Origin of the sequence: Pantoea sp. VS1, assembly GCF_002207995.1 — a bacterium.
In the GTDB taxonomy this organism is placed as follows: Bacteria; Pseudomonadota; Gammaproteobacteria; order Enterobacterales; family Enterobacteriaceae; genus Pantoea; species Pantoea dispersa.
In genome coordinates, this window is record NZ_NHZE01000040.1 from 180,926 (window position 1) to 206,418 (window position 25,493).

The window sequence follows — 25,493 nt, forward strand, 5'->3', positions numbered from 1 at the left end:
AGGCACACTGCGAGCCTGATTCCGCCGGAGAGTTTCTGATGAACCTGATGTTATACCTCGCGGTGGTGCTGATTTGGGGCACCACCTGGATTGCGATTTTTCTGCAGCAGCAGGCCGCCGATACGCCGGTACTGGTGGCGGTGTTCTGGCGCTTCCTGTTCGCCTCGTTGACCATGCTGGTGCTTCTCCGGCTGCTGAAACGTCTGCGTACGCTGGATGCGCGTGACCACCTGTTTTGTCTGTTACAGGGCGGCTGCGTATTCGGTTTTAATTTTGTCTGCTTTTACCATGCGGCAGCGATGATCAGCACCGGACTGGAGTCGGTGATTTTTTCGATGGCGGTGCTGTATAACGCGCTCAACAGCTGGATCTTTTTCCGCCAGCGCCCGCCTTTCCGCCTGCTGCCCGCCGCCGCGCTGGGCCTCGGCGGGATTGTTGCGCTGTTCTGGCAGGATATTCAGTCAGCCCATGTTGCGCCGCAGCTGCTGTGGGGCGTGGGACTGAGCGCGCTGGGCACGCTCGGTTTCTCCTTCGGCAATATGATTTCTACTCGCCATCAACGTCGTCAGCGCGACGTGCTGACCACCAACAGCTACGCCATGCTGTACGGTGCGCTGATCATGGCCCTGCTGGCGCTGGTGAATGGCGACGCGCTGGCACCGGCACTCAATCTGCAGTGGCTGGGGGCGATGAGCTATCTGGCTTTGTTTGGCTCGGTGCTGGGCTTTGGTGCCTACTTCACGCTGGTGGGGCGCATCGGTGCCAGCCAGGCGGCTTACAGCACGCTGCTGTTTCCACTGGTAGCGCTGACGCTTTCGACGCTGTATGAAGGCTATCAGTGGCATAGCAATGCTATCGTCGGGCTGGTGATGATTCTGGCAGGAAATATGGTGATGTTCGTGCGCTGGCCGGCTCATCGCCGGTTACGTCTGGCCTGAAGCAAGAGCGGGCATAGCGCCCGCTCTGTCACTCCTCTAGCGCCAGCCCCCGACGCCGATGTTGAGCTGGTGAGGTTGGTTAATGGCTTTTCTGGCAATCCAGTAAAGCAGAACGCGTTCATCATCTCTGTCGCGGTCGGCCATCGCCAGTAATTTCAGCGACAGGGTGGACCTGGTCACAGGCTGCTGTTCATCGCTTAACTCGATAACCGCCTGACCGATGATGCAGCAAACCTCATCCCCGCTGGATACGGATTCATATGCCCGGTCTTTCATATTTCCTCCTGTTGAATGAACTATAAGCCTGGCAAAGTTCCTGCGTTTTGCCGCGCAGATGCTGCGCTTAAAACACCCTGTTACACATGCTCACCTGTCGCAATGCCTGTTCATGTAACGACACCCGCGCTGCGCTTAAGTAAAGGCGCAATGCCATTCATACCGGTTTCATAGCATTTCATTCCGTCTCCCGCTCCGTTCACGCCCGTCCGCACCACCCGCGCCCGCGTGAGGCTTATTATCGCTGCAGATTCCGTATTCCCGGATGGGAGAGAGAAAAATGACAACAGCCGTTACCCCTAATCATCAGCGTGTCCGTATCCTTACCCTCGCAGGCACCATCATTACCCAGTTCGCGCTCGGCTCGGTTTATACCTGGAGCCTGTTTAACGGCCAGCTGGCGCAGAAACTGGATGCGCCAGTCAGCCAGGTGGCTTTTTCCTTTGGTCTGCTCAGCCTCGGTCTGGCGATTGCCTCCTCGCTGGCCGGCAAGCTGCAGGAGCGCTTTGGCGTGCGCAATGTCACTATCGGTGCAGGCATTCTGATGGCCATTGGCTTCTGGCTGACCGCCCATGCTGACAACCTGATGATGCTGTACCTGAGCGCCGGCATTCTGGTCGGGCTGGCCGATGGCGCGGGCTATCTGATGACGCTCTCTAACTGCGTGAAGTGGTTTCCCGAGCGCAAAGGGCTGATTTCGGCCTGTTCAATCGGCGCTTACGGCCTCGGCAGTCTCGGCTTTAAATTTATCTGTGGCGCGCTGCTCAGCACTCAGGGGCTGGAAAATACCTTTGTGATTTGGGGTGTGCTGGCGATGACGATGATTATTGCCGGTGCCCTGATGATGCGCGATGCGCCGCTGCAGCAGGCCGGTTCACGTCAGCAGCAGGCCACACAGGAGTTCACGCTGGCGCAGTCGGTGCGCCTGCCGCAGTACTGGATGCTGGCGCTGATGTTTCTGACGGCCTGCATGAGCGGTCTGTATGTGATTGGCGTAGCGAAAGACATTGGGGAAGGCCTGGTGCACCTGACTACGCAAACGGCGGCCAATGCGGTGACGGTAATTGCCATTGCCAACCTGAGCGGACGACTGATTCTCGGCGTGCTGTCAGACAAAATGGCGCGCATCCGGGTCATTTCGCTGGCACAGCTGGTTTCGCTGAGCGGCATGAGCATCCTGCTGTTCACCCACATGAATGAAACTACCTTCTTCCTATCGCTGGCCTGCGTGGCGTTCAGCTTTGGCGGCACCATCACCGTCTTTCCGTCACTGGTCAGTGATTTCTTCGGCCTTAACAACCTGACCAAAAACTACGGCCTGATCTATCTCGGCTTCGGCATCGGTAGCGTGCTTGGCTCGCTGGTGGCTTCAGTTTTCGGCGGCTTCACCGTGACCTTCAGTCTGATTATGACGCTGCTGGTGATCTCGCTGGTGCTGTCGCTCAGTATCCGTCTGCCAAATCGTCAAAACCTGGTCGCGCCGGTACTGCATAATTAATTCACCCACCCTGCCGTGTAAATGCACGGCAGGCTTTTTACTGATAACCACAGAATTGATCACGCGTTGAGAATGACTGTTATTTAACCTTGCATTTCAGAGTAATCGGGTTATTATCAGGCGCTATTCAGCTTATTCCGATTGGTTTATTTCCCGCCCTGTCACTTTTATCTTTTAATTGACATATCTGGTAATAATTACGGAAATAACTCTACATTCACTGCATCTTCACTCCACTTTTCCCGGTTAATCTGGCCTCATTGGAAAAGAGGAGGACTCTCCATGAAGAAGTTAATAAAAGCTGCTTCGGTGGTGGCGATGATGACCATGCTAAGCGGGTGTATTATCGAGCATGACCATGGACGCGGTCCCGGCTGGGGCCACGGGCACGGCGGCGGCTGGCATCACGGCCATGGCGGCTATCGTCACTGGTAATTGGGCAAAGCACACACAGCACATAATAAAAAATGAATAAAGAAAGGGCGGGAATCAATCCCGCCCTTATTTTTTAGCTTTTCACCGCGTAATTACATTGATACCAGACTTTCTTCAGGCCAGGCAAATTGCTGTCCTGCGCCGGAAGCGATTCGACTTTATCGAAGCCGCGCTGGTTACAGTAATTCGCCAGATCAAGTTCCAGCGCATCTTTATCCAGCTTCTGTGGATCGTAACGATACTGTACGGTATTTGAACGGGCATCTTCATCTACGCGCTCAAAACCCCCGGGTTTGCTGACACTACAACCGGCCAGCATAAAAAGCGCTAACGCGCTAATAAGCATTTTATTCATTAGGGTGTCCTCATCAGACGTTGCAGTGTAAAAGGCAACGCCACACGCCTCTATAGGAAAAAGACGCGAAATGTCCGATTAATGCAAAGCTTTCGCCAATCAAATCAATAAAACCAAACGGTTTTCCTTATCACATCAGCAGTGAGAAGATGACTTCAGACAAAACGAAGTCTGCACCACACCAGGTGATACCCACAAAAAGACATACTGAAAGTGACCTTTATGCCCGTGCTGAGCGGGCTTTTTTTTCGCCCGTTATCCGGTAAGGCTGACCATCTTACGCAAAAGATTGGCCGCTTGTTTGTCCGGCAATGCGAGAATTCCGCTGTAAAGATCAATCGACATCGCGCACATCGTGCCGCGATCCACCGCCGTATCCGCCGGCATATTCAGCTGCTGCAGCTTATCGCCCCACTTGCCATACAGTTTTTCCACCACGCGCTGCAGATCGCGCTGCGCCTGGGGCTGATCCACCGCCAGCTCGTCGCCGGTACTGTTTTGCAGCAGTGCCTCGAGCGCTTCACCATCGCGCTGATTAAGCTCCGGCGACAGCACCTGTTGCAGATTGACGCCACCGCTGACCTGCGGATAGAGGAAACGGAAGCAGCGCTGCGTATCCTGCTGCTGCAGCGCCTGCATCTCCTGCACCGAAACGCGGATGTAGTTGATGATCGCCGCATCGCTGGCGCGCGCCATGCGCTGATTCACCAAATCCATCAGCCAGCCGCGCATATCGCCCAGCGCCTGTTCCGCAGGTACGCCCTCTGCCAGCTTGTGCTGCAGCTCGCGATTCAGCAGTTGCCACAGCGCCGGCTCCTGCACTTTCAGCACGCGATAACCCGGCGCGTCGCTCAGTTGGGTAGCCACCTGCGCCGCCAGCGCCTCGCGCTCCTGACGCGGATGCAGCCAGCTAAACCACAGCAGATTGGCCAGCAGCACAGGCAGCAAAAACAGCAGGACACCCTGCCAGACGCGCAGCGCGGTGGTGCGCAGCAATATAACGATGATGATCGCCAGCAGCATAAAAGCGGCCAGCGTGAGCGGGAAAAGCGAGAACATGGAGCGACATTAATCCTTGCGAACGTCAATTAAAACCGGACAGCTGGCGCGTTCAATCACTGCTGCGCTTACCGAGCCTTTCAGCAGGCGGTTGAGCGGCGACAGGTGACGACGGCCCATTATAATCATACTGGCGTGCAACGCCTCAGACTGCGCCACAATGGTTTCCGCCGCCTCACCGGCCAGAATCAGCCCGCGTGCGTCAATGCCAGCGCGCAGCAGCGGTGCCAGCGCATGGCGTACCACCATTTCAGCGGTGTTTTGTTCATCCTGCGCCACGACAAAATCGTCCGGGTCTTCCCCGGCGTCGATCTCAATCGGCTGATTGCACGACGAATAAGCCGGATCGACACAGCACAGCACGGTGACCTGCGCCTGTTGCGCCAGCGCCTGTTCAATGGTCAGGGCGATCACTTTTTCCGCCACCGGTGAGTTATCAATGGCCATCAGCAAGGTTTTCATCAGTCGGTTATCCTTCCGCAGCAGTTATTTTGCCAATTTCGCGAATCAGCGCCTCTTTACACTTTATCAGCGCTGTCCGGTAATGCGCTTCCTGGCGGTGAAAACGTGCCGTCGGCACCAGCAGTGAGATCGAGAAGCGCCCGAACAGCGTATCAATCGCGACCGCCATGGTGGAAATACCCTCCAGCGTTTCGCCGCGATCGATAGCCAGTCCGCTGGCGCGCACCTCCGCAATCAGCGTCAGCAACTGCGGCAGCGTTTTTACCGTCATTTCCGTCAGTTCCGCATAGGCTTCACCGACCATCACCCGCACATCTTCGTCGCTCTCCAGCGCAAGCAGCGCCCGGCCACCGGACGTACTGTAGAGCGGCAGATTCAGGCCAATGTGGGGCACCACGCGCAGTTCACGCGTCGCCACCACGTAATGGACAATCGCCAGCTGCGTCCCGCTGGCCCGCGCCAGCGATACCGTTTCATTGATTTCCGCCGAGAGTTGTTCGAGGAACGGCCGGACAATTTCCACCACGTCACTGTGCACGCTGGAGATCAGCTTCAGCAACGCCGGACCGAGGCGCAGCCCGCCTGCCCCGCCGCTGCGCACCAGCTGCGCGCTATCCAGCGCCGCCACGATGCGCTGCACCGTCGAGCGCGGCAGATCGACCACCTGCGCAATTTCACCCAAACTCATGCCGCCCGGATGCTCACCGAGCGCATTTAAAATTTTTGCCGCACGCGCAATGACCTGAATGCCACCCGCTTTTTCATCCTCACGGCTTGAGGGAGGTTCTACCATGATACGTTCCTTTTTGGCCTGCCCTACTTTAGCGCGAACGATCGCACTTTTACACCCTGTATCACATTGCAATACACCATATCGAAATGTAAGATGCGAGCTGTATCACATCGCAATACACTGCATCAACCAATAACGAGACACCTGCTATGAATGCCCAGCCCATCGCGGCACCGGCACCGCATCCTTTTACCCTGCGCCTTGCGCTGGGGCTGGTGGGGGTGCTGATCGCCGCGCTGACCTCCGGATTAAACGATCGCGTTACCGACATCGCGCTGGCCGATATCCGTGCCGCAATCGGCATTAGCTACGATGACGGCAGCTGGATTATCTCGGCCTATCAGGCAGCGGAAGTCGCCGCGATGATGATTGCACCGTGGTTCGCCGTCACCTTTTCGCTGCGCCGCTTCGCGCTGGCGGTGTCGGCCGGTTTCATGGTGTGCGGTGTCCTGCTGCCCTTCATGTCCACGGCCCCGCTGTTCATTGCGCTGCGCGTGGTGCAGGGACTGTTTGGCGGCGCCCTGCCGCCGCTGCTGATGACGGTGGCGCTGCGCTTTCTGCCACCGCCGATCAAACTTTATGGGCTGAGTGCTTACGCCCTCACCGCCACGTTTGGCCCGAATCTGGCGGCGTCGCTGGCGGCGTTCTGGACCGATGACGTCAGCTGGATGTTTGTGTTCTGGCAGGTGGTGCCGGCCATGCTGATCGCCATGCTGCTGATCGGCTGGGGTCTGCCGCAGGATCCGCTGCGCACTGAGCGATTTAAACAGATTGACCTGTTCGGCATGCTGAGCGGCTGCTCGGGCATGGCGCTGCTGATTCTGGCGCTGACGCAGGGTGAGCGTCTCGACTGGCTCAGCTCGCCGCTGTTTGTCGCCCTATTATTCAGCGCGCTGGCGTTGCTGATTGTGTTCTTTATTAATGAATGGTTTCACCCGCTGCCGCTGTTTAAGTTGCAGATGCTGCGCCGGCGTAATTTGTCGCACGGTTTGCTGACGCTGGCGGGTGTACTGATTCTGGCGCTGTCCGGTTCGGCGCTGCCGTCGGCCTATTTTGGTCAGGTGGAGGGGTTTCGCACGCTGCAGTTCGCGCCGCTGGCGTTGACCATCGGCCTGCCGCAGTTGCTGATTGCACCGCTGGTCGCCAGCCTGCTGAATATCCGCTGGATTGACTGCCGCTGGGTGCTGAGCGCCGGTGTGCTGCTGCTGGCGACCGCCTGCCTGCTCGGCATGCAGATCACCACCGACTGGGCGCGGCAAAACTTCTGGCTGATGCAGATCTTGCAGGCGTTTGGTCAGCCGATGGTGATTCTGCCGGTGCTTATGAGCGCCACCAGTGTGGTCGCGCCGCCGGAAGGACCGTTCGCCTCCGCCATGTTCAATACCGTACGCGGCTTTGCCAGCATCGCCGCCAGCACGCTGGTGGAGTGGTTTATCAGCCATCGTGAGCAGTTTCACTCCAGCGTGCTGGTCGATCAGGCGGCCAGTCGCAGCTGGCTGATGACCGCAGCGGATAGCCAGCAGGCCAGCAGCAGCCTGCCGCTGTTGGCCGACGGCAGCGCCAGCAGCGCGGCCAATCTCAGCGGCTTCGCCACCCTGCTGAAGCATCAGGCCATGGTGCTGAGCCTGAGCGATGCTTATCTGATGCTGATCGCTTTCGCTGTCGGGCTGTTAGTGCTGACGCTGTGCCTGGCGAAACGCGTCTGGCCACCGCAAACCCTGATTCAACCTGTTACCAAAACTCCGGAATAACTGTTATGCACGCTTTTGCTATGAAACGAACAATCCTGCTGAGCGCCCTGCTGCTGGTTTTGCTGGCGATGGCGTTCTGGCTGTGGTCAGCCATGACCGGCAACGACCATCGCACTGATGATGCCTGGGTGAATGCCGATTACACGCTGGTGGCCCCGAAGGTGTCCGGCTATATCGCCCACGTCAACGTGCAGGATAACCAGCGCGTGCGGGCTGGCGACGTGCTGGCGACGCTCGACGACCGCGACTATCGCGTGGCGCTGGAGACCGCGCGGGCGAACCTGCAGGTCAGCGACGCCAAACGGCTGAGCGCGCAGGCGCAGCTCGACCAGCAGCAGTCCACCATTGCCGAGGCCCGCGCCACGCTGGCCGCCAGTCAGGCATCGGCACAGTATGCCGGACAGAGCGCGGCGCGCTATAACCAGCTGTACAAGAGCGGCACCATAGCCGCTGACGATCAGCAGAAAGCCAGCTCAACCCAGCGTTCCGCCGCCGCTACGGTGCGCCAGAGCGCAGCGGCGCTGGCGGCGGCCGAACAGCAGGTGAAGGTGCTTGAGGCCGCACTGCGTCAGGCGGAGGCCGATGTCGCGGCGGCGCAGGCCAGCGTCGACCAGGCCGGGCTGAATCTCTCTTATACGCGTATTATTGCGCCGGTGGATGGCATGGTGGGTCAGCGTTCGGTGCGCGTAGGAGCCTGGGTCAGCGCGGGTACGCGTCTGCTGGCCGTGGTGCCGCTGCAGCAGACTTACATCACCGCCAATTATCTGGAGACGCAGCTGGCGGATGTGCGCCCGGGCCAGAGAGTGGTGGTGAAGATTGATGCATTGCCCGGCAAGACCTTCACCGGTCACGTCGACAGTATCGCGCCCGCTACCGGCGCCACGTTTTCCGCGATTGCCCCCGATAACGCCACCGGCAACTACACTAAAGTGGTTCAGCGTTTGCCGGTGAAAATTGTGCTGGATCCGCATCAAAGCGATCTGGCGCAATTACGTGTCGGCATGTCGGCGATTCCGCAGATTGAGACCCGATGAAAATGTGAGCAACTTCTCAGAAGTGACCTATTTATTTTCGGATCGATTCCGCGTAAATTAGCGCTCGATCCTGTTTCGGGGCAGCCCGAAGCGACCTGAGTAGAAAGCGTGTAGCGATGATGAACTCCACCTTTCTCTTATTCTGTTCGGGTTACGCTGGTTTGGGATCGCCATCATTGTAACCGCTCAGAGGAGTTGTTTTGTGAAATACGCCTTGATGGGAATCTCTTTCTTCGTCTTACTTTGGGTCGGCACCTTCGTGCTGATGCTGTAAAGACGCCAGCCGGGGCGACCGCTCAGTCGCCCCGATTTGTAGTTACTCTGCTTCTTCCACCGCTTTTACCGTTCCCGGCAAAATACCGTCGGCGCGGAACATCGCTTTAATGCCACGCACCGCCTGACGAATACGATCGCTGTTTTCAATCAGGGCAAAACGCACGTGGGTATCGCCGTAGTCACCAAAGCCAATGCCCGGCGAGACGCACACTTTCGCCTCCTGCAGCAGCAATTTGGCAAATTCCAGTGATCCCAGATGCGCATAGTGATCGGGAATTTTCGCCCAGACGTACATGGAGGCTTTCGGCAGATCGACCATCCAGCCCGCTTCATGCAGCCCTTTCACCAGTACATCGCGCCGGCGTTTATACTGCTCGGCGATGTCACGCACGCACTGCTGATCGCCCTCCAGTGCCGCAATCGCTGCCACCTGCAGCGGTGTGAAGGTGCCGTAGTCGTGATAGCTTTTGATGCGTGCCAGTGCCGCCACCAGCTCTTTGTTGCCGACCATAAAGCCGATGCGCCAGCCTGCCATGTTGTAGCTTTTTGACAGGGTAAAGAATTCCACCGCCACATCGCGCGCGCCCGGCACCTGCATGATTGACGGCGCTTTCCAGCCATCATAGGTGATGTCGGCGTAGGCCAGATCGTGGATGACCAGCACGTTGTACTGTTTCGCCAGCGCGATGACGCGCTCGAAGAAGTCCAGCTCCACGCACTGCGATGTCGGGTTGGACGGAAAGCCGAGGATCATCATCTTCGGTTTCGGGTAGCTTTCGCGGATGGCGCGTTCCAGCTCATTGAAGAAATCGACGCCCGCGACCAGCGGCACCGAGCGCACCTGCGCGCCGGCTATCACCGCACCGTAGATGTGAATCGGGTAGCTGGGATTGGGCACCAGCACGGTGTCGCCGTGATCGAGCGTCGCCAGCATCAGGTGCGCCAGGCCCTCTTTCGAGCCGATGGTAACGATGGCTTCGGACTCCGGATCGATATCCACCTGGTAGCGCTCGGCGTACCAGCGCGAAATGGCGCGGCGCAGGCGCGGAATCCCTTTGGAGGTAGAGTAGCCGTGCGTGTCTTCACGCTGTGCCACCTGACAGAGTTTTTCCACGATGTGCGGCGGTGTCGCGCCATCGGGGTTGCCCATGGAGAAATCGATGATGTCTTCGCCGCGCCGGCGCGCAGCCATCTTCAATTCAGCCGTGATGTTAAATACATAGGGGGGCAGACGTTCAATACGCGAGAAACGACGGGGTGTGCTGTTATCAGCCATGATGTCCTCTGGATTACGTTAGCGCCCGGACCGTCCGAGCGACGCTGGTCACTGCCGTGACCGAAACAAGAACATAACGCGCTGATAACAATATTGTCGAGGGGGGACGGCAAATTTTCTTAGCCTGCTTCGTTTAAGCGCCCAAACACCCAATCGTTTACCCACTGACCGTTGAGCCGGTAATTATCGCGTAGCGTGCCTTCCAGCGCGAAACCGTTCTTTTCCAGAATGCGCCGCGACGGCCAGTTGCCCTCAATCACCAGCGCTTTGAGTTTGTGGAAGTCGGCCTGCAGCAGGAACGTACACAATGCCTGCAACGCTTCGCTGCCGTAGCCCTGACCGGTACAGGCGTGACGCAGCATGTAACCCACTTCGGCCTGACGATACGGATGCCACTCGGCGCTGCAGCCAAACAGGCCAATCGCTTCACCGCTGTCGCGCAGGCGCGCCACCAGGCACAGCATGTGAAAACTGCTGGGTTGCCACGGTGCCAGCCGCTCGTTAAAGCGCTGGCGGATGTCGTTTTCATCGGGGATCTCGCTCACCCAGGTCATGGTCGCGGCATCTTCATGTACCGCTTTGAAAATCTGCCAGTCTTCCGGCTGTAACCGGCTGAGGGACAAACGAGGGGTGAGTAATTGCATGGCCACGCTCCGCTGTTGTGCTTACGGCAACATAGCAAACCGCATCCGTGACAACCAGTGACCGCTGCACGCTTTGAGCAATCCTCTTTTTGGCACTCAGGATTTCCTCTTTTCAGGTTTCATAGCGGATAATCTGCCTTGCTTCCCTTCAGGGGCGGGTGTTATGGGCGGATCTGGTCGACATAAATGGCGCCCCTATGGTGTGTCAGTGGCCAATTTTACAGGGCTGGCATTGATGCGCACCGGCAGCGCGCACCTTAAAAATTGATCCAGGCTATGAGAAACGTCTGCAGCTTACCGGGACGCTGGCGGATCGCGATCACATTTTTTATCATGTCCGCAACCTTGCCTGCTCCGGAGAACACCGTGCCTTCCCATTTCGACATGCTGCTGGCGGTGTTTGACCGCGCCGCGCTGATGCTGATCTGCCTGTTCTTCCTGACCCGCACCCGCGTATTTCGTCAGCTACTGCAAAAAGATGAACACTCTATCGGCGAAAAAGCCGTGGTGACCGCCATCTTCTCGCTGTTTGCGCTGTTCAGCACCTGGTCCGGCGTCAACGTTGACGGCTCACTGCTCAACGTCCGGGTGATTGCGGTCATGGCGGGCGGCATTCTGTTCGGGCCGTGGGTCGGCATTGCAACCGGTGTGATTGCCGGCGTGCACCGCTTCCTGATTGATATCGACGGCATCACCTCGGTGCCCTGTCTGATTACCAGCATCGTCGCCGGTATCGCCGCCGGCGCCATCAACCGCTTCGTCAGCAAAGAGCAGCGCTGGCGCGCCGGCATCCTCGGCGGCATGCTGTGTGAAAGCCTGACCATGCTGCTGATCGTGCTGTGGGCGAAACCGATGTCACTCGGTTTAACCATCGTGTCGGAAATTGCGCTGCCGATGATTCTCGGCGCGTCGAGCATTGGTTTGATTGTGCTGCTGGTGCAGAGCGTCGAAGGGGAAAAAGAGGCGATTGCCGCGCGTCAGGCCAAACTGGCGCTGGAGATTGCCAACAAAACCCTGCCGCTGTTTCGTCAGGTTAATAGCGACTCGCTGCGCAAAGTGTGCGCCATCATTCGCAGCGACATCCATGCCGATGCGGTGGCGATCACTAACACCAAACAGATTCTGGCTTACGTCGGCTACGGCGAGCAGAATTACCACAACGGCGACGACGGCATCAGTCCGACCACCGCGCAGGCGATCGCCAGCGGAAAAATTATCATTAAGAATAACGATGAGGCACACCGCACCAAAGACATTCACTCAATGCTGGTGATTCCCCTTTGGGAAAAAGGGGAAGTGACCGGCACGCTGAAAATCTACTATCGCCGCGCCCATCGCATTACCGGTTCGCTGAAAGAGATGGCGGTCGGACTGTCGCAAATCATCTCAACGCAGCTGGAAGTCTCGCGTGCCGAGCAGCTGCGCGAGATGGCCAATAAAGCGGAACTGCGCGCGCTGCAAAGCAAAATCAACCCGCACTTCCTGTTTAACGCGCTGAATGCCATCTCCTCATCGATTCGCCTGAACCCGGACACGGCGCGCCAGCTGGTGATTAATCTGTCGCGCTACCTGCGTTACAACCTGGAACTCAATGACGATGAACCCATCGACATCAAAAAAGAGCTGTGGCAGGTGAAAGATTACATCGCCATTGAGCAGGCGCGGTTTGGCGACAAGCTGTCGATGATTTACGACATCGATGAGGATCTGCACTTTTCGCTGCCCAGCCTGCTGATCCAGCCGCTGGTGGAGAATGCCATCGTGCACGGTATTCAGCCCTGTCGCGGCAAAGGCGTGGTCACGCTGAGCGTGAAAGATCTGGGCGATCGCGTGCGCGTGGCGGTGCGCGATACCGGTGCCGGCATCAGCGAAGAGGTGGTCAGCCGGGTGGTGCGCAACGAAATGCCGGGCAACAAAATAGGCCTGCTGAATGTGCATCACCGGGTGAAACTGCTGTCCGGCCACGGCTTAACCATCACCCGTCATCAGCCCGGTACGGAAATCGCCTTTACCCTCAGCAAAAGTGGTCAGCGGCTGTCCGGCCCGCTCACCCCGTTAGCGGAAACCTCAGCGTGAAAGCCATTATTGTCGAAGACGAATTCCTGGCGCAGCAGGAGCTAAGCTGGATGATCCAGCAGCATAGCCAGATCAGCATCGAAGCCTGCTTTGATGATGGGCTGGAAGTGCTGAAGTATCTGCAGACTCATCGGGTGGACGTGATTTTTCTCGATATCAACATCCCGTCGCTGGACGGCATGTTGCTGGCGCAGAACATCAACCAGTTTATCCATAAGCCGCTGATTGTGTTTATCACCGCGTGGAAAGAGCACGCGGTCGAGGCCTTCGAACTGCAGGCGTTTGACTACATCCTCAAGCCTTATCACGAGTCGCGCATCATCACCATGCTGAACAAGCTGGAGGCCAGTGCACAACAGCAGCAGGCGCAGCAGCACAATCCGGCAGCCAGCGCGCCGCAAACGGTGAATTTAGTTAAAGATGAGCGCATTATCGTGACCGATATTAACGATATCTATTACGTTGAAGCGCATGAGAAGCTGACGTTTGTCTACACGCGGCGCGAAGCCTATGTGATGTCGATGGCGATCAGTGAGTTTTGCAGCCGTTTGCCTGAGTCGATGTTCTTTCGCTGCCACCGTTCGTACTGCGTTAATCTGAGCAAGATTGGCGAGATCGAACCGTGGTTTAACAACACCTATCTGGTGAAGCTGCGCGATATGGATGCGCAGGTGCCGGTGAGTCGCAGCAAGGTAAAGGCGTTTCGCCAGCTGATGCATCTTTGAAGGCGAACGGCACGGGAAGCCGTTCGCCCGTCAGATTACAGCACGCGCCCCAGCGCCTGACGCAGATGGGCACCGGCGCCAAGCAGGCCCGGCTGGTCGTGAGTAATCATGTAGACAGGAATATCGACGAGATAATCGCGGAAGCGGCCTTTGTCTTCAAACGCCGCGCGGAAGCCGGACGCTTTAAAGAACTCGAGGAAGCGCGGCACGATGCCACCGGCAATGTAGACGCCGCCAAAGGTGCCAAGGTTCAGCGCCAGGTTGCCGCCAAACCGTCCCATGATGACGCAGAACAGCGTCAGCGCGCGGCGGCAGTCAATACAGCTATCCTGCAGTGCCCGCTCGGTGACATCTTTTGGCTTGAGGTTTTCCGGCTCGCGCTGATCGGATTTCACAATCGCCCGATACAGGTTAACCAGTCCGGAACCCGACAGCACGCGCTCGGCAGAAACGTGACCCAGTTCGGCGCGCAGCACTTCGAGAATCGCGTCCTCTTCTTCACTGTTTGGCGCGAAGTCAACGTGACCGCCCTCACCCGGCAGGCTGACCCAGCGCTTATCAACGTGCACCAGATGGCTGACGCCGAGCCCGGTGCCAGCACCGTAAATGGCAATCGGTTTATCCTGCACCGGCGATTTGCCGCCGAACTGCAGGACGTCCTGCGCCGTCAGCATTGGAATCGCCATGGAAACCGCGGTGAAATCGTTAATGATTTCCAGCGTAGTAAAGCCCAGACTTTCCTTCATCTGACGCGTTGAGAAGGCCCAGTCATGGTTGGTCATCTCCACCCAGTCGCCGGTGATCGGACAGGCGATAGCGATGCAGCCGTCGGTAATGTCCTGTTTTTGCTCATCCAGATAGTGACGGATAACTGCTTCAAGGTTGTCGTAGTCTGATGTTGAGAATGTTTTGGCTTGGGAGATGGCGCCGGTCTCCACCTCACACAAGGCGAGACGAGCGTTAGTGCCGCCCACATCGCCGACCAGGGCGTATTTTGTCATTCTTCTGCTGCTCCGCTTGGGTCATAAACAAGTGCAGGACACTATAAAAGCCTGCCAATAAAACAACAACGCTCACCTTGCACGATGAGCGTTGGTCATTCAGTGCGACGCACAGCCTGACTGTCGCCAGTCCAACTGTACAGAGGCAACTGTCCTAAACTTTGTGGCTATTGCGCTGGTGCAGCGCCGCCGTGACGGTGCGCAGCAGCGGCGGCAAATCCTGTTTCTCCATCACCACTTCAATCAGTGACAGGCAACGCGCCTGACTGAGCAGCGCCATCACGGCATCGAGCTGCGCCGTTTCACTGATGCGCCAGCTCTGAGCCGCACAATTCAGGCTCATCGCCTGCGGCAGCGCGGTCCAGTTCCACTGCGCGATGTCGTTGTAGCGCTGTTCCGCTCCATGGATCGCGCGTTCGACAGTGTATCCCTCATTATTCAGCAGAAAAATGATCGGGCTTAAGCCGTCGCGCTGCATCGATCCCAGTTCCTGAATGGTCAGCTGCGCCGATCCATCGCCGATGATCAGAATGACGCGGCGGTCGGGCTGCGCCGTCTGGGCACCAAAGGTGGCGGGTAAAGTATAGCCAATGGAACCCCATAAAGGTTGTACCAGCAGCTGCGCATCATGCGGTAAACGCAGCGCGGCAGCGCCAAACGCCGCCGTGCCCTGATCGGCAAGGATAATATCACCAGGCTGCAGGAAACGCTGCATCGCCTGCCAGAAAGCCTGCTGACTGATTACGGCGGCAGCAGCGGGCGGTGCATCGTCCGGCATGTCGGCCACGCCCGTAGCCCAGTGCGCGCAGTGGCGCTGATAAACCGGCAGCAGCGCGGCCAGCGCCTGCACCATGCTCAGCGGTGCGAAGGTTTCTCCGGCGACGCTGGCATGAAACGGCTGCAGATCAATCACCCGCTGCGCCGACAGCTGCTGGGTAAACCCGGCGGTCAGGGTGTCGGTAAAACGCACGCCGACGCACAGGGTGACATCGGTGTCTTCAATTGCCGCGCGCACGGTTTCGCGGCTGCCGCTGGCGGCGTAGGTGCCGACGAAGCCCGGTTGCTGCTCATCCAGCACGCCCTTGCCCATCAGTAGCGTGGCAGCCGGAATGGCGCGCAGCGCACGCAGCTCAGCCAGCGGTGCCTGCAGCTGCCAGCGGGCAGCGAGAAAATCGGCCAGCAGCGCCACGCGCTGCGCCGGTGCCAGCAGGCGTTCCGCCGCTGCGGCAAACGCCTGCGCCACGTCGCGGTTTTGAGCCGGTGCCGGGCTGGCGCTAGCTGACGGCAGCGTTACCGTGGCGGCGGCGACATCCACCGCCAGCAGCAGATAGCCCGGACGGTGCTGCTGCAGCGCGCCAGCGATGACCCGATCAATTTCAGCCACGGCGTTGTCGGCGCTCAGCACCGCGCTGGCAGCGCTGACTTCCTGGGCCATGCGCAGAAAATGGCCGAAATCGCCGTCGCCGAGCGAATGATGCACGCAGTCGCCCTGCTGCTGGGCGTGGCTGGCGGGAGCGCCGACAATGTGAATCACCGGCACATATTCGGCGTAGCTGCCGGCGATGCCGTTAATCGCACTAAGTTCACCGACGCCAAAGGTGGTCAGCAGCGCGGCCGCGCCGTTGCAGCGACCGTAACCATCGGCCGCATAGGCGGCATTGAGTTCATTAGCGCAGCCGACCCAGGTAATACCGGGATGGTCAATGACGCTGTCGAGAAATTGCAGGTTGTAGTCGCCGGGTACGCCGAACAGATGGCGGATACCCGCCTGGTGCAAACGATGCAGTAAATAGTCGCCAACGTTAAGAGTGTTCATCGACCGCTCCTGTGAGGGGGAATGATCAGGAGTATTAGCGATGTGGCTGAACTGGCGAGATTTTCACCATCATCGCGCTGTCATGCATGGCAAGCATTCGTTACGACGACAGAAAATTCTGTAAGTTGCGATCTTTGCCGCGTTACGGCGCAGTGTAAACGCATACACTGCTATGCTGATGCCACTTTCTCCCACCTGAGACAGGAACGCTGCATGAGTACTTTTCCCCACGCCGAACGTTATCACCAGATGCAGTATCGCCGCAGCGGCCGCAGCGGCCTGAAGCTGCCGGCAATTTCGCTGGGTCTATGGCACAACTTTGGCGACAGCACGCGCGTCGACAACAGCCGCGCGCTGCTGCGTCACGCGTTCGATCGCGGTATTACCCATTTTGATCTGGCAAATAACTACGGGCCGCCGCCCGGTTCCGCGGAGAGCAACTTTGGCCGCATTCTGCGCGAAGATTTTCACGGCCTGCGCGACGAACTGGTGATCTCCACCAAAGCGGGTTACACCATGTGGGACGGTCCGTACGGCGACTGGGGCTCACGCAAGTACCTGATTTCCAGCCTCGATCAAAGCCTGAAGCGCATGGGGCTGGAGTACGTGGATATCTTTTACCACCATCGTCCGGATCCGGAAACGCCGCTGGAAGAGACCATGCGCGCGCTCGATCAGGTGGTGCGTCAGGGTAAAGCGCTGTACGCGGCGATTTCGAACTACCCGGCGGATAATGCCGCCGCCGCTATCGCCATGCTGCGCGATCTCGGCACCCCCTGCCTGATCCACCAGCCGCGCTATTCGATGTTCGAACGCACGCCGGAACAGGGTCTGCTGGATGTGCTGGGCGACAATGGCGTCGGCTGTATTGCTTTCTCGCCGCTGGCCGGTGGCGTGCTGACCGACCGCTATCTGCAGGGCATTCCGCAGGATTCGCGCATCGCCAGCGGCAGCAAATTCCTCAACGAAAACCAGCTGACGCCCGAGAAGATGGCGAAGGTGCAGCAACTGCAGGCGCTGGCACAGCAGCGCGGTCAAAAGCTGGCGCAAATGGCGTTGCGCTGGGTGCTGCGCGACACGCGCGTCACGTCGGTGCTGATTGGCGCCAGTAAAACCGCGCAGATTGACGATGCCGTCGACATGCTGAGCCAGCCTGAACTAACGGCGGACGAGATCGCCGCCATTGAGCAAATTCTGGTGTAACCGTTTAACCGCCCGGACTTTTCCGGGCGCTGTCTTTAGCAGAAAACGCTGCACAACCTTTCGCTGACACTTTTTCAGACTAAATCTCAAGGCGTGTCTGGTCCCATATGGCACACTAGCGCCACGGTAGCCTCGATGCTATCGATGAGGAGAAAGTATGAAACGTGCAATTTTGTTTGCCGCTTTGCTGGCAACGTTATCCCCTCTGGCGCTGCACACAGCTGAAGCCAGTAGCGCTACCATCAATCTGGCCCCTGGCGTCACGTTGCATCTCGGCGATCGCGATCGTCGCGGCTACTACTGGGACGGCGGTCGCTGGCGTGAACCGCGCTGGTGGCACGATCGCTATCAGTACAACGATCATCGCTGGTGGCGTCACGAAGAGTGGAAACGCCACCGTGCCTGGGAGCGTGAACGTGAGCGCCGCTGGCACGAGCGCGAACGTCGCGAACACTGGCGTCACGATCACCGACACGATCGGCATGACCGCCACGACCATCATCACCATTAAAAAAAATCCCGGCGCAGACGCAGCCGGGATTTTTTTATTCAGTCATTTGCTTACCAGCCGAGCGCTTCGCCCACCAGCAGATAGATATTCAGTGCCACCACCAGCACCACAATCAGACGACCGGCATTTTGCATCAGGCGTGAGTTCACCAGTTCATCGCCCATGATGTCACGGTTACCGGTGAACGACAGCAGCGGAATCAGCGCCAGCGCAATACCGAAGCTCAGCAGCACCTGGCTCATCACCAGAATGCGCGTCGGATCCCAGCCCGCCCAGATAACAATAAAGGACGGCAGCATGGTAATGGTACGACGGAACCACAGCGGAATGTGGAAGCGGATAAAGCCCTGCATCACCACCTGGCCGGCCAGCGTGCCCACCACGGTAGAAGAGAGGCCGGCCGCTACCAGACTCAGCCCGAACACAATCGCCGCCGCGTGACCTAGCAGCGGCTGCAGCGTCAGATAGGCCTGGTCGAGATCGACAATGCTGGTGTGACCGCTAAAGTGAAACGCGGCCGCTGCGGTGGCCATCATCGCCAGGTTAACGAAACCGGCAATGGTCATGGCGATCGCCACGTCGAGCTTGGTGGAGGAGTAGCGCTCCGCCTTGCTGCCTTTATTACCGTACTGCGTGAGCGCCGAGTGCAGATAAATGACGTGCGGCATAATGGTCGCGCCCAGCACGCCAGCCGCGAGGAATACCGCGTCCGAAGTGGGCAGGCTCGGTAGCGCCATGCCCACCACCAGATCGCTAACGCGCGGCTGCGAGAAGAACAGCTCAACGATATAAGCGGCGGCGACAAACAGCAGCAGCCCGCCAATCACCAGCTCCAGCGGCTTCTGTCCACGGTTCTGCAGCATCAGAATCAGGAACGTGGCGATACCGGTTAACACCGCGCCCTGCAGCAGCGAGATGCCGAGCAGCAGCTTAAAGCCGAGCGCAGCCCCGATGAATTCCGCCAGATCGGTGGCCATGGCGATGATTTCCGCCTGTACCCAGTAGAACCACACCGCCGGGCGCGGGAAGCGATCGCGAATATGCTCGGCGAGGTTTTTACCGGTGGCAATGCCCAGCTTGGCGGACATCAGCTGGATCAACATCGCCATGATGTTGGCCCACACCACCACCCACAGCAGTTTGTAGCCGTACGCGGCCCCCGCCTGGATGTTGGTGGCAAAGTTGCCGGGATCGATATAACCAATGGCCGCGATGAAGGCCGGTCCCAGCAGCGCGAGCTTGATCTTTCTGGCTCCGCGAGCGGCGCGCTCGGCGGTGCGACTTTCTGACATAGTTTTGACCCTGTCCTAACGCTTGTCTGACCCATCCAGCTTACGGGGCATTCAAGGCAAGTGAAATTTGGTTATAGTTATCGCATTGATAGATGGTGCTATAAAGTATAGCCATTGCTATACCACAAGGTAAAGTTAGCGCTTGCTAAAAATTATGCAACAGGTTTCACTCTACTCCCGGGTCAAATTATAGACAATCTCTTTGTGGATATTTCTTGTGATCGATTTGTAAACAGGTTGTGAGCGGTGAGACTAATCTGAGAAATAAAGCGATACCGAATACTTATATTGTGGTTTTGATCTCGTTTTTAAGTAACGCGTTACATAGAATACGCAGCAAAATACAACCCTCCTCAAATTTGGAGCCGATATGTCCCATATTTTGCACTTCCTTTTAGCATTGGTGGTGGTAGCCGTGCTGGCGTTACTCGTCAGTCACGATCGTAAGAGTATCCGGATTCGCTATATCGTTCAGCTGCTGGTGATTGAAGTGCTGCTGGCGTGGTTCTTCCTTAACTCCGAAGCAGGCCTTGGTTTTGTTAAAGGTTTCGCCGGGCTGTTTGATCATCTGCTCAAATATGCAGCAGAAGGCACCAATTTCGTGTTCGGTAACATGAACGAGAAAGGGCTGGCCTTCTTCTTCCTCAATGTTTTGTGCCCTATCGTCTTCATCTCGGCCCTGATCGGTATTTTGCAGCATTTCCGCATCCTGCCGTGGGTGATTCGCGCTATCGGTACCGTGCTGTCGAAGATCAATGGCATGGGCAAACTGGAATCCTTTAACGCCGTCAGCTCTCTGATTCTGGGACAGTCAGAAAACTTTATCGCCTATAAGGATATCCTTGGCAAAATGTCACAGCGCCGCATGTACACCATGGCAGCCACCGCGATGTCGACGGTGTCGATGTCGATTGTGGGTGCATACATGACGATGCTGCAGCCAAAGTACGTGGTGGCCGCGCTGGTGCTCAACATGTTCAGTACCTTTATCGTGCTGTCGCTGATTAACCCGTACCGCGTGGACAGCGAAGAAGACCTGCAGCTGCAGGATCTGCATAAAGGTCAGAGCTTCTTTGAGATGCTGGGTGAATACATCCTGGCCGGTTTCAAGGTGGCGATTATCGTTGCGGCGATGCTGATTGGCTTTATCGCGCTGATCTCCGGCCTCAACGCGCTGTTTGATACCATCTTCGGCATCAGCTTCCAGGGCGTGCTGGGCTATGTGTTCTATCCGTTTGCCTGGGTAATGGGCGTACCATCCAGCGAAGCGCTGCAGGTGGGCAGCATCATGGCGACCAAGCTGGTTTCTAACGAATTCGTTGCAATGATGGACCTGCAGAAAATCGCCGGTCAGCTGTCGCCGCATGCGGAAGGCATTCTGTCGGTGTTCCTGGTCTCCTTCGCCAACTTCTCCTCCATCGGCATTGTCGCAGGCGCGATCAAAGGTCTGCATGAAGAGCAGGGTAACGTGGTATCACGTTTCGGCCTGAAACTGCTGTACGGCTCGACGCTGGTGAGCGTGCTTTCCGCCGCCATCGCCGGTCTGGTGCTGGGCTTCTGATCTACAGGGCGGGCTGCGGCTCGCCCTTCTCTTCTTTTATATACCTAAGCGTTATATCCCGCGCCAGTCAGCCTGCCGCCGCGTCACGCCCTGCTTCACCGTTTCCCGCAAACCCTTTGCACAATATCGAATTTCCGTTGTTGCCGTCTGCGCCCGTAGCTTTTCCTTCTGACCTCACCTCAGGAGAATCGCATGAGCATTCAGTTCCTCGGCATGATTGGCCACCGGCTTGCCTCAGAAATCATTCCCGCGTCCGGCACGTTGTTCGATAAAGATTACATTGCCCGCTTTGCCCGCGCCCATGAAGCGGCCGGCTTCGACCGCATCCTTGTCGGCTACTGGTCCGATCAACCCGATGGCTTTCTGGTCACCGCTCACGCAGCGGCGCATACCCAGAAGATTAAATTCCTGCTGGCGCACCGTCCGGGGTTTGTCGCGCCCACGCTGGCGGCCCGCAAGCTGGCTTCGCTCGACCATCTCACCGACGGCCGCCTGGCCGTGCATATTATCAGCGGCGGCAGCGACAGCGAACAGCGCCGCGACGGTGATTTTCTCAGCAAGGCTGAACGCTATGCGCGCACCGACGAATTTCTCAGCGTGCTGAAACAGAGCCTTGAGTCGCCACAGCCTTACGATCATCAGGGCCGGTTTTACCAGGCTGAGCAGGCTTTCTCTGCCATTAAACCGCTGCAACATAAGCTGCCGATCTATTTCGGCGGATCGTCACCGGAGGCGATTGACGTGGCGGCGCGGCATGCTGATGTCTTCGCGCTGTGGGGCGAACCGTTAAAAGGCGCGGCCGAGACGGTACGTAACGTGCGTGCGGCGGCGGCCGCGCAGGGGCGCCAGATTGCGTTTAACATCTCCTTCCGGCCTATTCTGGGTAACACCGAAAAAGAAGCCTGGGAGCGCGCCGAACATATCCGCGCCACCGCAGAGAAGCAGCTGGCGGAGACCGGCTATACCTTTGGTTTGCCGAAGCCGCAGAGTGTCGGTGCGCAGCGTCTGCTGGCGGCGGCGCATGAGAGCGAACGCCACGACAAAGTGTTGTGGACCGGCGTGGCAAAACTGGTGCAGGGCGGCTACAACTCCACCGCGCTGGTCGGCACGCCGGATCAGGTTTCTGAGGCGCTGCTGGATTATTATCGCCTCGGCATTCATAGCGTGCTGATCCGCGGATTTGACCCGCTGAATGATGCGGTGGAATACGGCCGTGAACTGCTGCCGCTGACGCGTGAAAAAGTGGCTGCGCTCAGCGCAACTGAAAAAAGGAGCGCCTGATGCGTCTCGCCGCTCTGTTTGCCGGTGTTGCGCTGGCCCTCGCGTCACTCCAGCCGCTACTGGCGGCCGATAAAGTCACGCTGCGCCTCGGCGATGTGAAAGGCGATCGTTTTGCCGCCCTGAAAGCTTCGGGCGAACTGAACAATCTGCCTTACGATCTTAAGCTCACCGCTTTTGACTCCGGCGCGCCGGTGCAGGAAGCGCTCAATGCCGGGGCGCTCGATGTTGGCTTTACCGGTGATTTGCCGTTTCTGTTTGTCTATGCGGCAGGCGCGCCGGTGAAAGCCGTGGGTGCCTGGCAGAATAATCCGGACAGCATTGCCCTGCTGACCCGCCCCGACGCCGGCATTCACCGGCTGCAGGATTTAAAAGGTAAGCAGATCGCGGTCAACCGCGGCGGCTGGGGACACTATCTGCTGCTTGGCTTGCTGGAGCGCGCTGGCCTGACGCCGCAGGATGTCACGCTGCGCTTCCTTGGACCGGTGGATGGCCGCGCAGCGCTGACGTCCGGTGCGGTCGCGGCCTGGGCGCCGTGGGAGCCCTATATTGCCACCTCGACCGCCATCGACGGCACGGTGCGCGTGCCGGACGGCGGGGGTAAAGGCATTATGTCTGGTTACTCTTACGCGCTGGCCCGCAATGAAGCGTTGCAGGACGCCGGCAAGCGGGCAGCGATTGCCGACCTGCTGGCGCGACTGGCGAAGGCGCAAATCTGGGCGCAACACCATCCGCAGGAATTCGCCGGCGTGCTGAGCCAAACCCTGAATATGCCCACCGCCATTACCCGCAGCTGGATTGACGATGCGCGCATCCGCCCGCTGGTGTTTGACACGCACCTGATTGCCACGCTGCAGAAATCCGCCGACTTTTTCCATCGTTATCAGGTGTTGCCAAAGCAGGTCGATGTCAGTCAGGCGTTTGACTTCAGTCTGTCCGCCGCCGCTAACCGCATCGCCCAGCACGCGCCCGGAGACAAATCATGAGTGATTATCAGCACCATCGCCTGCGCACCTTCGTCGCCCGGCTGGCCACCCTGCTCGACAGCCAGCCGGACGAAGCGACCCTTTTGCGGCAGGGCAGCGGCTGGCTGGCTGAACTGATTCGCCACGATGACTGGCTGGATGAGGCGTTTACCCAGCCCCATCCGCAGCACTATCAGCAATATCTGCTGTATGCCGATGCGCAGCAGCGCTTTTCCGTGGTGAGTTTTGTCTGGGGGCCGGGTCAGCAGACGCCGATTCACGATCACCGCGTCTGGGGCCTGATTGGCATGCTGCGCGGTGCCGAGATTTCACAATCGTGGCAGCCGGGCCCGCACGGTTTACAGGCAGAAGGTGCGCCGGTGCGGCTTGAACCCGGCAGCGTGGAGGCGGTGTCGCCGACGGTCGGTGATATCCATCGCGTCAGCAACGCCTTTGACGATCGCGTCTCTGTCAGTATCCACGTATATGGCGCGAATATCGGCGCGGTTGAGCGCGCGGTCTACACCGCCGACGGCCACGAAAAACGCTTTATTTCCGGCTACAGCAACCGTTATCTACCTAACATTTGGGATCTTTCACATGACTAAACCGGTTTTCCCGTTTCGCCAGGCGGCGGAACTGCTGACAGCACTGCGTCAGCAACAGGAAGTGGCGCTCATTGACGTGCGTGATGAGGCGCTGTTTGCCACCGGGCACCCGCTGTTTGCCGTCAACATTCCGCTGTCAAAGCTGGAGCTGGAGCTGCTGGACCGCATTCCTCAACGTCACACCGCCATTACGCTGTATGACAACGGCGAAGGCCTGGCGCAGACCGCCGCTGAACGTCTCGCCGCGCTGGGTTATCAGCAGGTCACGCTACTGGCCGATGATTTAGCCGGCTGGCAGGCGGCTGGCGGCGAGCTGTTTATCGATGTTAATTCACCCAGCAAAGCGTTTGGCGAACTGGTGGAACATCATGCCCGCACGCCTTCGCTCTCCGCCGATGAGGTACAGACGCTGATTAGCAATGATGCCGACGTGGTGGTGCTGGATGCGCGGCGCTTTGATGAATATCACACCATGAGCATTCCGGGCGCCACCAGCGTACCCGGCGGCGAACTGGTGCTGCGCGTGCGCGATATAGCCCCCTCACCGCGCACCACGGTGATTGTGAATTGCGCCGGACGCACGCGCAGCATTATTGGCACGCAGTCGCTGGTCAATGCCGGTATTCGTAATCCGGTATTCGCGCTGCGCAACGGCACCATTGGCTGGACGCTGGCCGGTCATGCGCTGGAGCATGGGCAGAGCCGCCGCTATGGCAACGCCAGCGAAACCGCGCAACGTCAGGCCGCGAGCCAGGCACGCGCCATTGCCGATCGCGCTGGTGTGACACGCATTCCTCTGGCGACGCTGACGCGCTGGCAGCAGGAAGCACGCACCACTTACCTGTTTGACGTGCGTGATGCCGAAGAGTACGCCGCCGGTCATCTGCCGGGCAGCCGCCACGTGGCGGGCGGCCAGCTGGTACAGGAGACCGATCATTACGCCAGCGTGCGCGGTGCGCGTATCGTGCTGGTGGATGATGATGGTGTCCGCGCCAATATGACCGGCTCCTGGCTGGCGCAGCTTGGCTGGCAGGTGGCAGTACTTGACGCATTGCAGGCCAGCGATTTCAGCGCTGTCGGCAGCTGGCAGCCGCAGGTCGCGCCGGTTGCTGCGCCGGAATCGATCTCCCCCGCGCAGCTGGCCGAGTGGCTGGCGGCTGGCGACACGCAGGTGCTGGATTTCACCACGCTCGCCAATTACCGCAACAGCCATATTCCCGGGGCGGCCTGGCTGCTGCGTTCCACCCTGCAGCAGCAGGGCAAGGCACTACTGCCCGATGCTGGCCGCTATGTGCTGACCTGCGGCAGCAGTCTGCTGGCCAGGTATGCCGTGGAGCAAATTGTCACGCTGACCGGCAAACCGGTGCGGGTGCTGGCGGGAGGCAATGCAGCCTGGCGCGCCGCCGGTCTGCCCACCGAACAGGGCGAGCAGCGCCTGCTCTCGCCGCCCATCGATCGTTATCGCCGCCCGTACGAAGGCACCGATATTGAACCGGACGTGATGCAGGCCTATCTCGACTGGGAATATGGTCTGGTGGCGCAACTGGATCGCGACGGTACCCACGGTTTTCGTGTGCTGCAGCTGCAGCCACAGGCCGTGACGGTTTAACACGGAAAGGCGCTGCAGGTCAGCGCCATTGCGCGCAGCCAGTCGGCGAAT

25 protein-coding genes are annotated in these 25,493 nt (G+C 58.6%); 15 read left to right on the forward strand and 10 right to left on the reverse strand.

The genetic code is table 11. The features are described from left to right. Positions 1–38 precede the first annotated feature (38 nt). On the forward strand, positions 39–938 hold the full coding sequence (locus tag CBW22_RS15070) for a DMT family transporter (RefSeq protein WP_088517093.1): 900 nt from the start codon (positions 39–41) through the stop codon (positions 936–938). A gap of 36 nt (positions 939–974) precedes the next feature. Here CBW22_RS15070 and CBW22_RS15075 read toward each other — a convergent pair whose 3' ends face one another. Then, positions 975–1,214: a hypothetical protein gene (locus tag CBW22_RS15075; RefSeq protein WP_021313687.1), complete on the reverse strand. Its 240-nt coding sequence runs from the start codon at positions 1,212–1,214 to the stop codon at positions 975–977. Positions 1,215–1,494: 280 nt separating this feature from the next. Here CBW22_RS15075 and CBW22_RS15080 point away from each other — a divergent pair, with 280 nt between their 5' ends. Continuing rightward, entirely contained in the window at positions 1,495–2,712 is a 1,218-nt protein-coding gene (locus tag CBW22_RS15080) for an L-lactate MFS transporter (RefSeq protein WP_088517094.1), read from the forward strand. Between the two features lie 282 nt (positions 2,713–2,994). Then, positions 2,995–3,147, forward strand: coding sequence for a hypothetical protein (locus CBW22_RS26355; RefSeq protein WP_176428131.1), 153 nt, complete (start codon positions 2,995–2,997; stop codon positions 3,145–3,147). A gap of 73 nt (positions 3,148–3,220) precedes the next feature. Here CBW22_RS26355 and CBW22_RS15085 read toward each other — a convergent pair whose 3' ends face one another. The 4 genes from CBW22_RS15085 to CBW22_RS15100 all read right to left on the reverse strand — a co-directional run bounded on the left by CBW22_RS15085 (position 3,221) and on the right by CBW22_RS15100 (position 5,816). Continuing rightward, complete coding sequence (locus CBW22_RS15085) at positions 3,221–3,502, reverse strand: membrane lipoprotein lipid attachment site-containing protein (RefSeq protein ID WP_021509105.1); 282 nt, start codon at positions 3,500–3,502, stop codon at positions 3,221–3,223. Between the two features lie 255 nt (positions 3,503–3,757). Then, positions 3,758–4,561 carry a hypothetical protein gene (locus CBW22_RS15090; protein ID WP_088517095.1) on the reverse strand — a complete coding sequence of 268 codons (804 nt, stop codon included), beginning with the start codon at positions 4,559–4,561 and terminating at the stop codon, positions 3,758–3,760. Between the two features lie 9 nt (positions 4,562–4,570). After that, complete coding sequence (locus CBW22_RS15095) at positions 4,571–5,023, reverse strand: universal stress protein (RefSeq protein ID WP_058758371.1); 453 nt, start codon at positions 5,021–5,023, stop codon at positions 4,571–4,573. Between the two features lie 7 nt (positions 5,024–5,030). Then, a complete protein-coding gene (locus CBW22_RS15100; RefSeq protein ID WP_021509102.1) occupies positions 5,031–5,816 on the reverse strand; it encodes an IclR family transcriptional regulator in 786 nt (261 codons plus the stop codon). Between the two features lie 149 nt (positions 5,817–5,965). On the opposite strand from CBW22_RS15100, the gene CBW22_RS15105 reads away from it, so the two are divergent. The 3 genes from CBW22_RS15105 (at position 5,966) to ypdK (ending at position 8,875) form a co-directional block, all read left to right on the forward strand. Further along, positions 5,966–7,567, forward strand: a complete 1,602-nt coding sequence (locus CBW22_RS15105) for an MFS transporter (protein ID WP_088517096.1) — start codon at positions 5,966–5,968, stop codon at positions 7,565–7,567. Positions 7,568–7,572: 5 nt separating this feature from the next. Further along, positions 7,573–8,601 (forward strand): HlyD family secretion protein, encoded by a 1,029-nt coding sequence (locus CBW22_RS15110; RefSeq protein ID WP_058758369.1) that lies wholly within the window; start codon positions 7,573–7,575, stop codon positions 8,599–8,601. Between the two features lie 202 nt (positions 8,602–8,803). Then, positions 8,804–8,875 carry a membrane protein YpdK gene (gene ypdK, locus CBW22_RS26085; protein ID WP_006120362.1) on the forward strand — a complete coding sequence of 24 codons (72 nt, stop codon included), beginning with the start codon at positions 8,804–8,806 and terminating at the stop codon, positions 8,873–8,875. A 42-nt stretch (positions 8,876–8,917) separates the two neighbouring features. Here ypdK and alaC read toward each other — a convergent pair whose 3' ends face one another. Continuing rightward, a complete protein-coding gene (alaC, locus tag CBW22_RS15115; protein ID WP_058758368.1) occupies positions 8,918–10,153 on the reverse strand; it encodes an alanine transaminase in 1,236 nt (411 codons plus the stop codon). Positions 10,154–10,272: 119 nt separating this feature from the next. Beyond that, positions 10,273–10,797: a GNAT family N-acetyltransferase gene (locus tag CBW22_RS15120; RefSeq protein WP_031280018.1), complete on the reverse strand. Its 525-nt coding sequence runs from the start codon at positions 10,795–10,797 to the stop codon at positions 10,273–10,275. 384 nt (positions 10,798–11,181) lie between these two features. On the opposite strand from CBW22_RS15120, the gene CBW22_RS15125 reads away from it, so the two are divergent. Beyond that, positions 11,182–12,873, forward strand: coding sequence for a sensor histidine kinase (locus tag CBW22_RS15125; protein ID WP_088517097.1), 1,692 nt, complete (start codon positions 11,182–11,184; stop codon positions 12,871–12,873). Beyond that, complete coding sequence (locus CBW22_RS15130; protein ID WP_021508252.1) at positions 12,870–13,598, forward strand: LytR/AlgR family response regulator transcription factor; 729 nt, start codon at positions 12,870–12,872, stop codon at positions 13,596–13,598. Before CBW22_RS15125 ends, CBW22_RS15130 begins: the two co-directional genes overlap by 4 nt. Positions 13,599–13,633: 35 nt before the next feature. Here the strand turns inward: CBW22_RS15130 and glk are convergent, their stop codons facing one another. Then, positions 13,634–14,599 (reverse strand): glucokinase, encoded by a 966-nt coding sequence (glk, locus tag CBW22_RS15135; protein ID WP_058781785.1) that lies wholly within the window; start codon positions 14,597–14,599, stop codon positions 13,634–13,636. 154 nt (positions 14,600–14,753) lie between these two features. Then, the gene (locus CBW22_RS15140; RefSeq protein WP_088517098.1) at positions 14,754–16,415 is read right to left on the reverse strand and encodes an alpha-keto acid decarboxylase family protein; all 1,662 of its coding nucleotides are present in this window, start codon (positions 16,413–16,415) and stop codon (positions 14,754–14,756) included. Positions 16,416–16,628: 213 nt separating this feature from the next. On the opposite strand from CBW22_RS15140, the gene CBW22_RS15145 reads away from it, so the two are divergent. Continuing rightward, positions 16,629–17,618, forward strand: coding sequence for an aldo/keto reductase (locus CBW22_RS15145; protein ID WP_088517099.1), 990 nt, complete (start codon positions 16,629–16,631; stop codon positions 17,616–17,618). 157 nt (positions 17,619–17,775) lie between these two features. Continuing rightward, positions 17,776–18,129: a DUF2502 domain-containing protein gene (locus tag CBW22_RS15150; RefSeq protein WP_058758363.1), complete on the forward strand. Its 354-nt coding sequence runs from the start codon at positions 17,776–17,778 to the stop codon at positions 18,127–18,129. A 50-nt stretch (positions 18,130–18,179) separates the two neighbouring features. Here the strand turns inward: CBW22_RS15150 and CBW22_RS15155 are convergent, their stop codons facing one another. Then, positions 18,180–19,421, reverse strand: a complete 1,242-nt coding sequence (locus CBW22_RS15155) for an Nramp family divalent metal transporter (RefSeq protein WP_021508247.1) — start codon at positions 19,419–19,421, stop codon at positions 18,180–18,182. A gap of 370 nt (positions 19,422–19,791) precedes the next feature. Between CBW22_RS15155 and CBW22_RS15160 the strand changes: the two genes are divergently transcribed. The 5 genes from CBW22_RS15160 (at position 19,792) to CBW22_RS15180 (ending at position 25,442) form a co-directional block, all read left to right on the forward strand. Further along, positions 19,792–20,982 (forward strand): NupC/NupG family nucleoside CNT transporter, encoded by a 1,191-nt coding sequence (locus CBW22_RS15160; protein ID WP_031279840.1) that lies wholly within the window; start codon positions 19,792–19,794, stop codon positions 20,980–20,982. 192 nt (positions 20,983–21,174) lie between these two features. Beyond that, complete coding sequence (locus tag CBW22_RS15165; protein WP_021508245.1) at positions 21,175–22,263, forward strand: LLM class flavin-dependent oxidoreductase; 1,089 nt, start codon at positions 21,175–21,177, stop codon at positions 22,261–22,263. Continuing rightward, a complete protein-coding gene (locus tag CBW22_RS15170; RefSeq protein ID WP_088517100.1) occupies positions 22,263–23,246 on the forward strand; it encodes an ABC transporter substrate-binding protein in 984 nt (327 codons plus the stop codon). The genes CBW22_RS15165 and CBW22_RS15170 overlap by 1 nt, the downstream gene beginning before the upstream one ends. After that, positions 23,243–23,833 carry a cysteine dioxygenase gene (locus tag CBW22_RS15175; RefSeq protein WP_088517101.1) on the forward strand — a complete coding sequence of 197 codons (591 nt, stop codon included), beginning with the start codon at positions 23,243–23,245 and terminating at the stop codon, positions 23,831–23,833. The genes CBW22_RS15170 and CBW22_RS15175 overlap by 4 nt, the downstream gene beginning before the upstream one ends. Next, complete coding sequence (locus CBW22_RS15180; RefSeq protein ID WP_088517102.1) at positions 23,826–25,442, forward strand: rhodanese homology domain-containing protein; 1,617 nt, start codon at positions 23,826–23,828, stop codon at positions 25,440–25,442. The genes CBW22_RS15175 and CBW22_RS15180 overlap by 8 nt, the downstream gene beginning before the upstream one ends. Positions 25,443–25,493 lie beyond the last annotated feature (51 nt).